The sequence below is a fragment of the Lentzea alba genome (assembly GCF_011067745.1).
In the GTDB taxonomy this organism is placed as follows: Bacteria; Actinomycetota; Actinomycetes; order Mycobacteriales; family Pseudonocardiaceae; genus Lentzea; species Lentzea alba.
Genome location: NZ_JAAMPJ010000009.1, coordinates 269,909 through 284,792, shown reverse-complemented (window position 1 = coordinate 284,792; position 14,884 = coordinate 269,909). Strand labels below are relative to the sequence as shown.

The following is a 14,884-nucleotide window of genomic DNA, read 5'->3' as shown; positions in this document are numbered from 1 at the left end:
GTGGTCGAAGGCCGGTCAGGCCAGGACGTTGCCGTCGGCTTCGCGGACCGGCCGGGTGCGGCGCGCGTCGAGGTGCATGAAAGAGCGCTGCAGCCATCGGTCCGCGCCGTCGTAGCGGGGGCGGAAGGATGTGCGGCCGTGCAGCGCCAGGCGGTTGTCGAGCACGGCCAGATCACCGGGCTCCAGCACGAACGTGAGGGCGACCTCGTCGAGCGCGCGGGACAGCTCGGCCATCGCCGCCTCGGCTTCGGCGCCCTGCGGTTCGGTGCAGGCGAAGTCGACCTGGATGTCGGGGTCCGCTGGATCGCCTTCGAGCAGCGGACGGGGAGAGGCGGGCGGAAGCCCGGCGCCGAACGACGCCGGCGCGTGCGTGACGAAGCGGGGTTCGCGCAGGATCGCAAGGGTCTTCTCCGGCAGCAGCGGTAGCGCGCGGCGGATGCTCGCGGTGCGCAGCCCTGCCACGTTGTCGTGGTCGTTGCGCAGGCAGAGCAGGCCGACGTAGTCCGGCCGGTGCTGGTGGAAGCCGTCCTCGATGTGCATCTTCAGGTTCGCGGAGCCCTCGTTGCCCTGGAAGGACTCGTTGCCCGCGATCGGCACGATGTTCTGCACCAGCGCGCCGCTCTTCTCCTGCCGGAACGCGCCCATCTCGCCGAACTGCGCGCTGACCAGCATGAGCGCCGCCGCGGACGTCGTGGCACGGCGTTCCACCGAGCCGGAATCCCTCGGCGTCTCGGGCAGGGTCTCCGCAGCGACGGGCAGGCCGCGGATCAGCAGCACGCCGTCCACACCGGGGTCGCGGCGGAACCGCCGGACGGCCTGGCGCAGCCGTACGGGCAGCTGGTTGGACAGCGTGCGGGCGGTGTCGGCCCAGCCGTCCGCGTCGATGCGGGCGTCCGGATCGGCGGTCAGCTCGGTGACCAGGTCACCGAGCAGTAGTCCGTCCGACTCGTCGAGCACGAACACCGCTGCGGGATCCGGGCCTTCGTCGAGCGCCGGGTCGTTGTTGCCGAGCCGCGTCGTCATGGAGCAGCTCCTTCCTCGCCGGGGTTGGGATCAGCCTGGTGAGGCGCCCGGTGCGGTCACATCACCCATGTGGACACACCGCGCAACCGCTCGATCCGAAAAGGACCAGAGCTCGGGGAATTGCGGATCCTCGTAGCCACATGGGTGATGTGACCTCGATGGCGCGCGGCGATGGTTCTCCCTGCTCGCAGGTTGTCGGCAGGCCGGCTGGGAGATCGGATCGCTATGGAACGCATGTTGTCCGTGGGGCAGGAAGCGTTGTGGCTCCTGTACCGCATGGCTCCGCGCTCCGCGGCCTACAACGTCGCGTGGGCGATGAGGGTGCGCGGCCCGTTCGACGTCGCCGCGTTGCGCCGGGCCTTCGGTCTGGTGGCAGCACGCCAGGACCTGTTGCGCTCGCGGTTCGTCGAACGCGGGGGAGTGCCGCGGCGAATCGTGTGCGCCGAGCCGCTGACGGCGCTGGAGATCAGGGACGGGTCAGGCGCCGGCGACGAGCGGCTGCGGGAGCTCGTGCACGACGAGATCGCCAGGCCGTTCGAGCTGGAGACCGGTGGTGCGGCCCGGCTGGTGCTCATCCCGGTGGGGCCCGAGGACGCGGCACTGGTGCTCGTCACGCACCACATCGCCACCGACTTCGCGTCGCTCTCCCTGGTCGTGCGTGAGCTTTTCGAGGCCTACCAAGCGGTGCTGGCCGGCACCGACCCGGACTGGCGGCCGTTGCGGCACACCTACGACGACTTCGTCACCGCGGAACGGCGGTTGCTCGACTCGCCGCGAGGCGAGGAGATGGCTGCTTACTGGCGCTCCGCGCTGGCGGGTGCTCCCACCGAGCTGGCACTCCCGCTCGACCGGCCACGCCCGGCCGAGCGCCGCTACCGCGGTGCGGTGCACACGTTCCAGCTCCCCGCCGACGTCGTGGCGGGTCTCCAGCCCGCCGCCCGTGTGATGCGGGTGACGCCGGTGCGGCACCTCATCGGTGTGTTCCAGGCACTGGTGCAGCGCTACACCGGTCAGGACGACCTCCTGGTCGGCTGCGACACCGCGTCGGGGATGTCCTTGTCCCACAAGGGAGTTGCCGGTTACTACGCGAACCGCGTGGTGCTGCGCGCCCGGTGCGACGAGTTCACCACCTTCGCGGACCTCGTCACCGGGGTGCACCGGCAGCTGACGGAAGGCGCGCCGCACACGGACTTCCCGTTCTCGATGCTGCACCGCGCGCTCGGCCTGTCGAGCCGCTCCGGTGCCGCGCTGGCGCAGGCCGCGGTCAGCATGATCACGGTCAACCCGGCCGATCCGCTGGTGGCACTGGCGACCCGGTCGAACGGTTCCGCGGTGGACCACGCCGGTCTTTCCCTCACCGCACTGGACATGCCGCAGCAGGCGGGTCAGTCCGACCTGACCCTCGAGGTGATCAGGAGCAGGACCTCGGTGCACTGCGCGGTCAAGTACGACGCGGACCTGTTCCTGCCCGGCACCATCCGGCGGCTGGGGGAGCACTTCGTGCGGCTCCTGCGCGCCGCCGCGGACAACCCCGGCCGGAGGGTGTCCGCGGTCGGGCTGGTCGATCAGACAGAACGTGAGCGGCTGCTGGCCTTCGCCACCGGCCGGTCCCACCTCGCCGAAGGAGCGAGCTGATGACAGCGCAACGTGAGAGCGGTCTCACCCATCGGGTGGTCGTCAACGACGAGGAGCAGTACTCGGTCTGGTGGCTCGACCGGGAACTGCCGGACGGCTGGCGGGCCGAGGGCGTGGAGGGCACCCGCGAGGAGTGCCTGGAGCACATCGGCCAGGTGTGGCACGACATCACGCCGTTGAGCGTGCGCAGGCGACTGGCCGGGGAGCCGGCGTGACCGCGCTGCTGCCGGAACTCTTCGCGCGCCAGGTCGAACGGACGCCGGACGCGGTGGCCGTCGTCGACGACGAGGGCGAGCTGACCTACGCCGAGCTCGACCGCGAGTCCGGCCGGCTGGCCGCCGCACTGATCGAGGCCGGGCACGGCCTGGGCGCCATGGTCGGCGTGCGGATGCGCCGGTGCACCGCGCTCGCCGTTGCCGTGTGGGGCATCTGGAAGGCGGGCGGGGCCTACGTGCCGCTCGACCCCAACCACCCGGCCGAGCGCATCGAGGGCATCATCGCCGACACCGGTTGCCGGTTCGTGCTCACCGAGCAGAGCGTCGGCGCGCTCGCCCACGGCAGGGAGCCCGTGGCCGCGGTCGCCGTCACCGACGACGACGCCGCGTACGTCACCTACACGTCCGGCTCGACCGGACGTCCCAAGGCCGCCGTGGTGACGCACGGAAACGTGGCGAACCGCATCGTGACGACGGTCGAGGGCCGTGACCTCGGGCCGGCCGACCGCTGGCTGCAGAAGTCGGCGCTGAGCTTCGACGCCTCGGTCACGGAACTGTTTTCCCCGCCGATCTCCGGCGGTGTGGTCGTCATGGCCCCGGACGGCGCCGAACGCGACTCGGCCACGATGCTCGCCGCCGTCGTCCGGCACCAAGCCACGGTGTTGCAGCTCGTGCCGTCGGTGTTGCGGATGCTCGTCGCCGACCCGTTGCTCGGCGAGTGCACGAGCCTGCGTTTCCTGACCACGGGCGGGGAACTGCTGCACGCCGAGCTCTGCCACCAGGTGTGGGACCGGCTGCCGGACGTCGAGATCTGGAACACCTGCGGCCCGTCCGAGTGCGCGGTCGAACAGTCCGAGCACCTCTGCGACCGGGCGCAGACCGAGGGACCGGTGCCGATCGGCCGCCCGATCGAAGGCTGTCGGCTGATCGTCGTCGACGACCGCGGCGAGCTGCTTCCCGTCGGCGTGCCCGGTGAGCTGTGGGTCGGCGGTGTGCAGGTCGGGCGCGGGTACATCGGACGCCCGGATCTCACAGCCGACCGGTTCCTGCCCGATCCGTTGGGACCACCGGGATCGCGCGTGTACCGCACCGGTGACCGGGTTCGCTGGCGGGAGGACGGCCGGCTGGAGTGGCTGGGCCGGATGGACGGCCAGGTCAAGATCAGCGGCGTCCGCGTCGAACCCGCCGAGGTCGAGTCGGCGGTGCTCGGTCATCCCGACGTGGCGTCCTGCGCGGTGCTCGCGATCGAGATCGACGGCGAGAAACGACTCGTCGCCTACGTCGCGGCAGTCGCCGGAAAGGACGTGCCCGGTCCCGCCGAGCTGCGCGCGTATCTGCGCGACCGGCTGCCGGACTACTTCATCCCCACCGTTTTCGTGCCGCTCGCCGCCATGCCGCTGACGGTCGGCGCCAAGATCGACCGGAGTGCCTTGCGGGGCATCGACCTCGCGCCCCACACGACGGCCGCGGGGGACGTGCCGCTCGAAACCGACGCCGAACGGCTGGTGGCGGGTCTGTGGCGGGAACTGCTCGGCGTGGACGGCGTCGGCGCCACCGACGACTTCTTCCAGCTCGGCGGTCACTCGTTGCTCATCACCAGGCTCGCCGAGGGTCTGCGCGCCGCGTCCGGGCGGCAGATCGAGGTCCGGCGGCTGTTCGCCGCGACCACCGTGCGGGCACAGGCTTTGCTGTTGTCGGACGCGGACGAGGACGCCCCGGCCGTGCCGGAACCGGCCGACCGATCGCTGTTGTCGTTCGGCCAGCAGCGGTTGTGGGTGCTGGACAAGCTGACGCCGGGGACGAAGGAGTACGTCGTCCCGGTGTTCCTGCGAGTGCCGCCCGCGGCGAGCACCGCCACGATCCGCCGGGCACTCGACGAGCTCGTCGCCCGGCACGAGGTGCTGCGGACCCGTTATCCCGCCCAGAACGATCCCGCCCGGCACGGCGAACCCCGCCAGGTCGTCGATCCACCGGCACCCGTCGAGCTGAGGACCACCGACGGTCCCGCGCACGAGGACGTCGAGGAGTTCCGCGCGGAACTGGCGCGGGGCTTCGATCTCGAACACGGCCCGGTGCTGCGCGCGTTGCTGATCCGGCCGGAACGCGAAGACGCCCGGTTGTTGCTGACCGTCCACCACATCGCGGTCGACGGCCATTCCGTCGCCGTGCTGTCCGACGAGTTCGCGAGGTTGTGCGCTGGGGAGAAACTCCCCGCGGTGGCGGTCCAGTACGCCGATCACGCCGCACGGCAACGCGCCGCGCTCACCGGTGACGTGGCGTCGGCCCAGCTGGCGCACTGGCGGGACGAGCTCGCCGGTCTGCCGCCGCTGGAGCTGCCGGCCGACCGGCCGCGCGCGGCCGAACGCCGATCGGACGGCGCGGCGCTGGACTTCGTGCTGCCACCCGAGGTCGCCGGTCCGTTGCTCGACGCCGGACGCCGGCACGGGGCCACGGCGTTCATGACGCTGCTGACCGTGTTCGACGTGCTGCTCGGCCGCTACCAGCGCGGCTGGGACTTCGCGGTCGGCACCCCGGTCGCGGGCCGGACCGGTGAGGAGACCAGGGCGACCGTCGGTTTCTTCCTCAACTCCCTGGTGCTGCGCAACAGGATCCGGCCGCACCACACCTTCGCCGACGCCCTGGCGCGGACCCGTGAGGTCAGCACCGCGGCGTTCGCCCACTCGGACATCCCGTTCGAGCGGGTGCTGGAGGAGGTCCAGCCGGACCGCGACCTGTCCAGGACCCCGTTGTTCCAGGTCATCTTCGACCTGCACGAGGGCGACCTGGCGGCCACGACCGCGGCCGACGACGCGGCGATGGGCGAGATCTGGCGGACGGCGAAGACCGACCTGACGCTGATCATGCGCCGGCACGCCGACGGCAGCCTGCAGGGCGTTCTCGAGTACGCCACGGCGTTGTTCGACGAGGCGACGATCCGCGGGCTCGCGGAGAACTACACCCGGCTCGTCACGGCACTCGTGACCGCACCGGAGACGCCGGTCGGGCTGTTGCCGATGATCGGTGCGGCCGAGTACGACCTCGTGGTGCGCCGCCCCAACGACATCGCGGCCACCGGTCCGCTCGCGCCCACGCACGCCATGATCACCGCACGGACGGCCGACTGGCCGGACGCGACGGCCGTGACCGGTCCCGGTGGCACGCTCACGTTCGCCGAGCTGGACGCGCGGGCGAACCGGATCGCGAACGTGCTGCGCGCCCGTGGTGTCGGGGTGGAGTCCGTGGTCGGCGTGCTGCTCGACCGCGACACCGACCTCCTGCCGTGCCTGCTGGGCATCTGGAAGGCGGGGGCGGCCTACGTGCCGATGGATCCCACGTTCCCGGCCGAACGGGTCCGGGTCGTGCTCGCCGACTCCCGCGCCGAGGCGTTGATCAGCGACTCCCGCCTGGTGAAGCTCGCCGACGGGTTCACCGGTGACCGCGTGCTGCTCGACGTCGACCGCCGCGAGATCGCCGCCGAGTCCGCGGCCGCGCCGGAGGTCGCCGACGACCTCGACCGGCTCGCCTACGTCATCTACACCTCCGGGTCCACCGGACGGCCGAAGGGCGTCGCGGTCTCGCACCGCGGCCTCGCCAACTATCTGATGTGGACGGTCGACACCTACGCCGCGCACGGCACCGGAGGCGCGCCCGTGGTGTCCTCCATCGCCTTCGACCTCGGCGTGCCGAACCTGTACACCCCGCTGCTCACCGGGCAGCCCGTGCACGTGTTCGCGCAGGACCTCGACCTGGCCAAGCTCGGGGCCGCACTTGCCGACGCCGGGCCCTTCTCGTTCATCAAGCTCGCGCCCGCGCAGCTGGAACTGATCATCGGACAGCTGGCGGACCGTCCGCCGGTGCCGCTCGCCGCGGTGGTGAGCGCCGCCGGCGACTGGGTGCCGGCCACGATGCGCGACCGCTGGCGTGAGGTGACCGGTCAGCCGGACACCAGGTTCATGGGCGAGTACGGCCCGACCGAGATCACCGTCGGCAACTCGGCGTTCGACGCGGACCAGCCGTGGGAAGGCGAGCACCTGTCCATCGGCCGTGCGATCCCCGGCACCACGATGTACGTGCTCGACGAGTTCCTGCAGCCGGTGCCGCGCGGTGTGCTCGGCGAGATCTGCGTCGGCGGAACCGGGGTGGCGCGGGGCTATCACGGCAACGCCGAACTCACCGCGGACCGGTTCGTGCCCGATCCGTTCGGACCGCCGGGCTCGCGGCTCTACCGCACCGGCGACCTCGGCCGGCTGACCGCCACCGGGGACGTGGAGTTCCGCGGCCGGGCCGACAACCAGGTCAAGATCCGCGGTTACCGGGTCGAGCTGGGGGAGGTCGAAGCCGCGCTGCTGCGGCATCCGGCCGTGCGCGAAGTGGTGCTCGTGCTGGACGACAACGGCGGACGTGGGCAGCGGCTCGTCGCCTACTGCGTGGGCGAAGGTTCCGGTGAGGTGCGGGAGTTCCTCGCCGAACGCCTGCCGGCGCACCAGGTGCCGGACCTGCTCGTCTGGCTGGAGGAACTGCCGTTGACCGCCAACGGCAAGGTCGACCGCAAGGCGCTGCCGGTGCCGGAGTCCGGTTCCGCCGGCGAGCCCGGCGACCGGGCGGACTGGACGGCCGTGCAACGGCGGGTGGCCGAGATCTGGACCGCGGTGCTGGGCGCCGAAACCGGTCTGCACGACGACTTCTTCGCGCTCGGCGGGCACTCGCTCAGCGCCGCGAAGCTGACGGCCCTGCTCCGGCAGGAGTTCGACGCCGACATCGGCGTCCGCACGTTGTTCGACAAACCGACAGTGGCCGAGCTGGCCGCCGTGCTGGAAGACGAGACCAGGGCCGACGAAAGGCAACTGCCATGACCATGCAGGAGATCGGCTTCGTCCGGTCCGAGCGGGATCCACAGTGGACAGCGGACCGCACCGGCCCCCTGCCGTTGTCGGAGGGGCAGCGACAGCTCTGGTTCCTCAACCGGCTCGCGCCCGACAGCGCCGAGTACCTCGTCCCGCTGGTGCTGCGGTTGCGCGGTGTGCTGAACGAGGACGCGTTGCGCCGCGTGTGGACAGAACTGGTGGCGCGGCACGAGATCCTGCGCACCCGGTACGAGCTGCACGGCGACCAGCCGATCCAGGTGATCGACCCGCCCGCCGCGCCCCGGTGGGCCGTCGCGGACCTCACGCACGTGGCCGCGGCGGAACGCGAGGACGCCGCCCTGGCGCTCGCCGCCCACGAGACTCGGCTTCCGTTCGACCTGGAGCACGACCACCCGCTCCGGCTCACCCTGGTGCGCCTCGCCGCCGACGACCACCTGCTGGTCGCGACTTTCCACCACGTCGCGTCCGACCAGGTGTCGCAACAGGTGCTGCTCGGCGAACTGGGCGCCCTGTACCACGCCTTCAGCGCGGGCCTGCCCTCGCCGCTGCCCGAACCGGAGGTCCAGTACGCGGACTTCGCGGTGTGGCAGCAGAAGCGGCTCTCCGACGACCGGGTAGAACGCGACCTGCGGTACTGGCGCGCCCAGCTCGCCGGGGTGCCCAGGCTGGAGCTGCCGACCGACCTCCCGCGTCCGGCCGTGCGGGGCTGGCACGGTGCGGCGGTCGAGATCGTCGTGCCCGCCGCGACCGCCAAGTCGTTGCGCGAGCTCGCCATCGCCGGCCGCGCGACGCCGTTCATGGCGCTGCTGACCGCGTTCCAGGTGCTGCTGGCCCGCTACAGCGGCCAGGACGACATCACCGTGGGCACCGTGGTGTCCGGGCGCACCGACCCGCGCCTCGCGGGCACCGTCGGCTACCTCATCAACAACCTGGTGCTGCGCACCAGGATCGACGGCGCGCCGAGCTTCACAGACCTGCTCACCACCGTGCGCAACACCGTGCTCGACGCGTTCGACCACCAGGACGTGCCGTTCGCGCGGCTCGTGGACGACCTGCAGCCCGAACGCGACATGTCGGTGACGCCGCTGTTCCAGGCTGCGATCACCATGCACGACCTCCCGCCCGGCGAGGTGGAGGTGGCCGGGCTGCGGATCGAGCACGCCGACCTGGCCTGGAACGTCGCGAAGGTCGACCTCGGGCTGAGGCTCGCCGAGCTGCCCGACGGCTCGATCGGCGCGGTGTTCGAGTACGCGACCGATCTCTTCACCGCGGAGACGATCACGCGCATGGCGGACCACTTCGTCCGCCTGCTGGACGCGATCGCCGCCGCACCGGAGGCGTCGGTGCGTTCGCTCGACCTGCTCGGCGAGGCGGAACGCGAGCTGTTGACGAGCGGCTCCGGTGTGCAGGTGCCGCTGCCGGACCGTTGTCTGCACGAGGTGTTCGCCGAGCAGGTCGCGAGGACCCCTGACGCGCCGGCCGTCGCGTTCGAGGGCGAGGTGCTGTCGTACGCGGAGCTGAACGCGCGGGCGAACCGGCTCGCCCACCACCTCCTGGAGCTGGGCGCCGGTCCCGGCAAGCTCGTCGGTGTCTGCCTCGATCGCGACGGTGAGCTGGTGCCCGCGCTGCTCGGCGTGACCAAGTCGGGTGCCGGTTACCTGCCGCTCGACCCTGCCTACCCGGCCGACCGGCTCGGGTTCATGCTCGCCGACGCGGAGGTCGAGGTCGTCGTGACGACCTCGCGGCACCTGCCCGCGCTCGCCGCCGTCCACTCCGGACTCGTGGTGGTGGTCGACACCGACGCCGACGCGCTGGCCGCGCGGCCGGACACCGATCCCGAGGTGGTGAGCACCCCGGACGACCTGGCCTACGTGATCTACACGTCGGGCTCCACCGGGCGTCCCAAGGGTGTCTGCGTCACGCACGCCAACGTGTTGCGCCTGTTCACCTCAAGTGACCGGTACTTCGGGTTCGACGAGCACGACGCGTGGTCGATGTTCCACTCGTACTCGTTCGACGTGTCGGTGTGGGAACTCTGGGGGGCGTTGCTGCACGGCGGAAAGCTCGTCGTCGTCTCGTTCGACGTGTCCCGCTCTCCGGAGGACTTCTGCGCTCTGTTGGTGGACAACGGAGTCACCATCCTCTCGCAAACGCCGTCGGCGTTCCGCGGGCTCGTCACGCTGGCGGAGAACGACCCCGGCCGGCTCGCCGGTCTCCGGTTGCGCGCGGTCGTCTTCGCGGGCGAGAAGCTCGAACTCGCCGATCTCGCGCCGTGGATCACACGGTTCGGTCTGGCCGAACCCGCGCTGGTCAACATGTACGGCATCACCGAGACCACAGTGCACTCGACGTTCCACCGCGTCACTGAGACCGATCTCGCGCCGAACGCGGGCAACCCGATCGGCTACCCGCTCGACGACCTGCGCATCCACTTGCTCGACCAGCACGGCGAACTGGTGCCGATCGGGGTGCCCGGCGAGATCCACGTGGGCGGTCCCGGTGTCACCCGCGGCTACCTCAAGCGGCCGGAGCTGACCGCGCAACGGTTCCTCGACGACCCGTACGCCCCCGGCGCGAAGCTGTACCGCAGTGGCGACCTGGCCCGCAGGCTCCCCGACGGGAGCCTGCAGTTCCTCGGCCGCATCGACCACCAGGTGAAGCTGCGCGGGTTCCGGATCGAGCTCGGTGAGATCACCGCGGCGCTCGCCGAGCACCCCGGCGTCCGTGAGGCGGTCGTGGTGCTGCGCGAGGACTCTCCTGGCGACCGCAGGCTCGTGGCGTATGTCGTGCCCGCCGGCGAGGAGGCGCCCGACCCCGGTGAACTGCGGGCGGTGGCCGGCGGCCGGCTGCCCGACTACATGGTGCCGTCCGCGTTCGTGACGATCGGCGCCATCCCGCTGACGCCCAACGGAAAGCTGGACCAGCGGGCACTGCCGGCACCGGACGAGAGCGCGATGCGGGCCCGTGGCGAGATCGTCGCGCCGCGCACCGTCACCGAGGCGCGGCTGGCCGCGGTGTGGCGGGACGTGCTGGACGTCGAGACGGTCAGCGTGCACGACGGGTTCTTCGACCTCGGCGGGGACTCGATCCGCGCGGTGTCGCTCGTCGGTTCGCTGCGGGCGGAGGGTTTCGCGGTCTCGGTGCGCGACGTCTTCGAACACCGCACGGTCGCGCGGCTCGCCGATCACCTCGAACAGCAGACCGCGCCCGCGCCGGAGGAGCCGCCGGTCGAACGGTTCGCGCTGATCTCCCCGGAGGACCGGGCGCTGCTGGGGCCGGGCGTCACCGACGCCTACCCGATGTCGCAGCTGCAGATGATCATGCTGATCGAGATGATGGCCAGCGGTGACACCAACCTCTACCACAACGTGAGCTCGTTCAAGGTCAAGGATCCCAACACCTTCGACTACGACGCGCTGCTCGAAGCCGGACGGTTGCTGGTGGCCAGGCACGAGATCCTGCGCACCTCGTTGCACCCCGAGGCGTTCTCCGTGCCGATGCAGGTGGTGCACGCGCACGCCGAGATGGAGATCGGCACCCGTGATCTGCGCGGGATGGACCGGGCCTCGGCGGAGGCGGCCATCCGGCAGTGGACGCTGGAGGAACGGGAACGCCGGTTCGACGTCGGACGTCCCGCGCTGCTGCGGTACTTCGCCCACGTCGTCGACGACGGCTGGTGGGTGTCCATCACCGAATGCCACCCGATCCTGGAGGGCTGGAGCTACCACTCGTTGCTGATGCAGCTGCTCGGGGCCTACTTCGAACTGAGCGCCGGCCGCCCGGCGCCGGTCGAGCCACCGACGCCCGCCGTTCGTTACGCCGATTTCGTGGCCGCGGAACAGAAGTCCGTCGCCTCCGTTGAGGACAGAGGGTACTGGCGAGACGTCGTCACCCGGTTCCCGGCGTTCGAGCTGCCGTCGGCGTGGCGCGGTGAGGAACCGGCCGAGCGCTACCGCCTCGACCTGTCCTGCCGCGACATCATGGACTCGTTGCGCGACATCGCCCGGCGCGCGGACGTGTCCGTCAAGGCCGTGCTGCACAGCGCCTACCTGAAGGTGATGAGCACGCTCACCGACTCGGAGGAGTTCTTCACCGGACTGGTGTGCGACACCCGGCCCGAGGTGCTCGGCGCCGACCGGGTCGCGGGCATGTACCTCAACACCCTGCCGTTCTCTTACGACAGGTCCGCGAAGACGTGGCGTGATCTGGTGAAGCAGACCTTCGCCAAGCACGTCGAACTGTGGCCGCACCGCCGGTTCCCGCTGCCGGAGATCCACCGCGAGGCGGGCGCGACCGGCCGGCTGATCGACACGTTCTTCATCTACCTCGACTTCCACGTGGTCGACGCCGACCTCGTCGAGCCCGACACCGTGATGGACGACAGCCCCAACGAGTTCGCGTTGACCATCGCGAACATGCGCGACGTGTTGTTGTTGCACACCAACACGAGCGTGCTCAGCAAGGCCAACGGTGAACGCCTCATGGCGATGTTCCGCGCGGTGCTCGAAGCGATGATCGCCGATCTCGACGGTGACGCGCAGGCCACCTACCTGCCGCCCGGCGAGCGCGCTCTGGTGCTGGCGCAGTGGAACCGGACCGAGCGCGAGCTCAGCGCGCGGGGCGTGGTCGAGCGGGTGCGCGACTTCGCCGAGCGCACGCCGGAGAAGATCGCCGTGGTGGACCGCGACGAGTGGGTGACCTATCGGACGCTCGCCGGCCGGGCCAGCGTCGTCAGCGCCCGGCTCGCCGGTCTGCCGCGCGGTTCGGTGGTGCCGGTCCTCGCCGACTCCGGCGTGGGTTTCGTCTCCGCCGTGCTGGGCGTGATCGGCGCTGGGTGCGCCTACATCCCGCTCGACACCGCGGCGCCGGTGCCGCGGACGGCCAAGCTTCTGGCCGACAGCGGTGCACGGGTGGTGCTGGCGGCTCCGCAGCACGTCGAGCACGCCAGGGCCGCGGTCGCCGGCCTGCCCGTCGACGTGCTGGTGATGGTGCCGGCGGGGCACACGCGGGCGGAGTGGTCCACCCCGATCGGGGACGAGAACGATCTTGCGTACGTCATCTACACCTCCGGGTCGACCGGCATGCCGAAGGGCGCCATGGTGCACCGGCGCGGCATGGCCAACCACCTGCTGGCCAAGGTGGAGGACCTCGCGCTGACCGCGGACGACATCGTGGTGCAGAACGCTCCGCTCACCTTCGACGTGTCGGTGTGGCAGATGCTCGCCCCGCTCGTCGTCGGCGGCACGGTGCACGTGGTGGACCGGTCGGCCGCGGCGGACCCGGCCGCGCTGTTCGGCGCGGTGACCTTCGAGGCCGCGACGGTGCTGGAAGTGGTTCCCTCGTTGCTGCGCGCGGCATTGGACGACTGGGAGGCGGGCGCGCCGCTGCCGGACCTCACGTCCCTGCGCTGGCTCATGGTCACCGGTGAAGCGCTGCCGCCGGAGTTGTGCACGCGGTGGTTCGCGCTCTTCCCACACGTGCCGATGGTCAACGCCTACGGGCCGACGGAGTGCTCCGACGACGTCACGCACGCGTTCCTCGACGCGGCAACACCGATCGAGGGGCCGATCGTGCCCATCGGCAAGGCCATTCGCAACACCAAGTTGTACGTGCTCGACCCCAACCGCATGCCCGTGCCCGTCGGCATTCCCGGCGAGCTGCACGTGGCGGGCGCGGGCGTGGGCCGGGGCTACCTCAACGACCCGGAGCGCACCGCGCAGGCGTTCGTCGAGGACCCTTTCGGCGGCGGGCTGATGTACCGCACCGGTGACCGCGTGCGGTACCGGACGGACGGGCAGCTCGAGTTCATCGGCAGGCGCGACAACCAGGTCAAGATCCGCGGCCAGCGGGTGGAGCTCGGTGAGGTCGAGTCGGCGCTGCGGGCGTGCCCCGGCGTGACGGACGCCGCCGCGAAGGTCCACGCCGGCAGTCTCGTCGGCTACTTCGCCGGGCCGGCCGATCCCGCGGAGATCCGGCGACTGCTGACGGCGGCACTGCCGGAGCACCTGGTGCCGTCCGCGCTTGTCGAACTGCCCGTGCTGCCGTTGACGGCCAACGGGAAGGTCGATCGCAAGGCGCTGCCCGCACCGGACCGCAGCGCGTTGGGGGCGGGGGAGATCGTCGCACCCCGCACGCCCGCCGAGGCACGTCTCGTCGAGGTGTGGCGGACCGTGCTCGGGGTCGACGAGATCGGTGTCGAGGACGACTTCTTCGCCGTGGGCGGTGACTCCATCCGCACGCTGACACTGGTGTCCGCGATGCGGGCCAACGGTTTCCGGCTGACCGTGCGGGACGTCTTCGCGCATCGGACGATCGCGGGCCTCGCCGCTCAGGACGGGGCGTCCGACGAGGAGAAGGCGTTGGTGTGGCTGCGTCCGGGCGAGGGCAAGCCCGCCGTGTACTGCGTGCACCCGCAGGGCGGCAGCGCCCACTGGTTCGTCCCGCTCGCCGACGCCGTCGGGGACGACTGCGCGGTGGCGGCGTTCGAGGCACCGGTGTCGCTCGGCGAGAGGACGATCGATCTCCGCGAGCTCGCCGGCCGCTACATCGGTGAGATGGCGGACGGTCCGCGGATCCTGCTCGGCTGGTCCTCGGCCGCGACCCTCGCCTGGGAGATGGCCGCGCAACTGGCCGCGGCGGGCACCCCTGCGGCGGCGGTGGTCCTGGTCGACCCGACCGGTGATCCGGCCGGCCTGTCCGGCGTCGTGACCACCGATCCCGTCGTCGAGCGGCTCGTCGAGCTGATGACGAACGGTGCTGCGGTGACGGACGACGAGGTCGCCGTGCTGCTCGGGCTCGCGCGGCTGTCCGGCGCCGAGTCCGATCGGGAGACCGTGCGGTTGCAGCTGAACCGGATGCGGATGCTCACCAAAGCCATGTACTCCTACCACTACCCGGTCATCGAGACGCCGGTTCTCCTGCTGGCGACGGACGACTGCGCGGAGCGCGGGCACGGCGTGCTGCGCGGCCGCCTCTACCCCGAGTACGTGCAGCACTGGACCGAGCTCGCCGTCGGCGGTCTCGACGTGCGGCGGGTGTCCGGCGGGCACGAGGACGTGCTGGCGGCGGCACGGGTGCCGGAGCTCGCGGCGGTGCTGCGCGAGGTGATCGGGCAACTGTCCACAGAAGACAGTGGACGGTGATCCT

Annotated in this window: 5 protein-coding genes; 4 read left to right on the top strand and 1 reads right to left on the bottom strand. The window is 71.3% G+C overall.

Going from position 1 to position 14,884, the window contains the following annotated elements; translation table 11 throughout:
• Window positions 1–15 precede the first annotated feature (15 nt).
• Complete coding sequence (locus tag G7043_RS30670) at window positions 16–1,023, bottom strand: TauD/TfdA family dioxygenase (RefSeq protein ID WP_166051525.1); 1,008 nt, start codon at window positions 1,021–1,023, stop codon at window positions 16–18.
• A gap of 225 nt (window positions 1,024–1,248) precedes the next feature.
• On the opposite strand from G7043_RS30670, the gene G7043_RS30665 reads away from it, so the two are divergent.
• Genes G7043_RS30665 through G7043_RS30650 form a run of 4 tightly spaced genes read left to right on the top strand, consistent with a single transcriptional unit; the run spans window position 1,249 to window position 14,880 of the window.
• Window positions 1,249–2,658 (top strand): condensation domain-containing protein, encoded by a 1,410-nt coding sequence (locus G7043_RS30665; RefSeq protein WP_166051523.1) that lies wholly within the window; start codon window positions 1,249–1,251, stop codon window positions 2,656–2,658.
• Window positions 2,658–2,873, top strand: a complete 216-nt coding sequence (locus G7043_RS30660; protein ID WP_166051521.1) for an MbtH family protein — start codon at window positions 2,658–2,660, stop codon at window positions 2,871–2,873. The genes G7043_RS30665 and G7043_RS30660 overlap by 1 nt, the downstream gene beginning before the upstream one ends.
• A complete protein-coding gene (locus G7043_RS30655) occupies window positions 2,870–7,726 on the top strand; it encodes a non-ribosomal peptide synthetase (RefSeq protein ID WP_166051518.1) in 4,857 nt (1,618 codons plus the stop codon). The genes G7043_RS30660 and G7043_RS30655 overlap by 4 nt, the downstream gene beginning before the upstream one ends.
• Complete coding sequence (locus tag G7043_RS30650; RefSeq protein WP_166051516.1) at window positions 7,723–14,880, top strand: non-ribosomal peptide synthetase; 7,158 nt, start codon at window positions 7,723–7,725, stop codon at window positions 14,878–14,880. Before G7043_RS30655 ends, G7043_RS30650 begins: the two co-directional genes overlap by 4 nt.
• The last annotated feature ends 4 nt before the right edge of the window (window positions 14,881–14,884 follow it).

Coding starts and splice junctions, on each gene's coding strand:
- G7043_RS30660 (WP_166051521.1), top strand. CDS start 2,658: ATGACAGCGCAACGTGAGAGCGGTCTCACCCATCGGGTGGTCGTCAAC.
- G7043_RS30650 (WP_166051516.1), top strand. CDS start 7,723: ATGACCATGCAGGAGATCGGCTTCGTCCGGTCCGAGCGGGATCCACAG.
- G7043_RS30670 (WP_166051525.1), bottom strand. CDS start 1,023: ATGACGACGCGGCTCGGCAACAACGACCCGGCGCTCGACGAAGGCCCG.
- G7043_RS30665 (WP_166051523.1), top strand. CDS start 1,249: ATGGAACGCATGTTGTCCGTGGGGCAGGAAGCGTTGTGGCTCCTGTAC.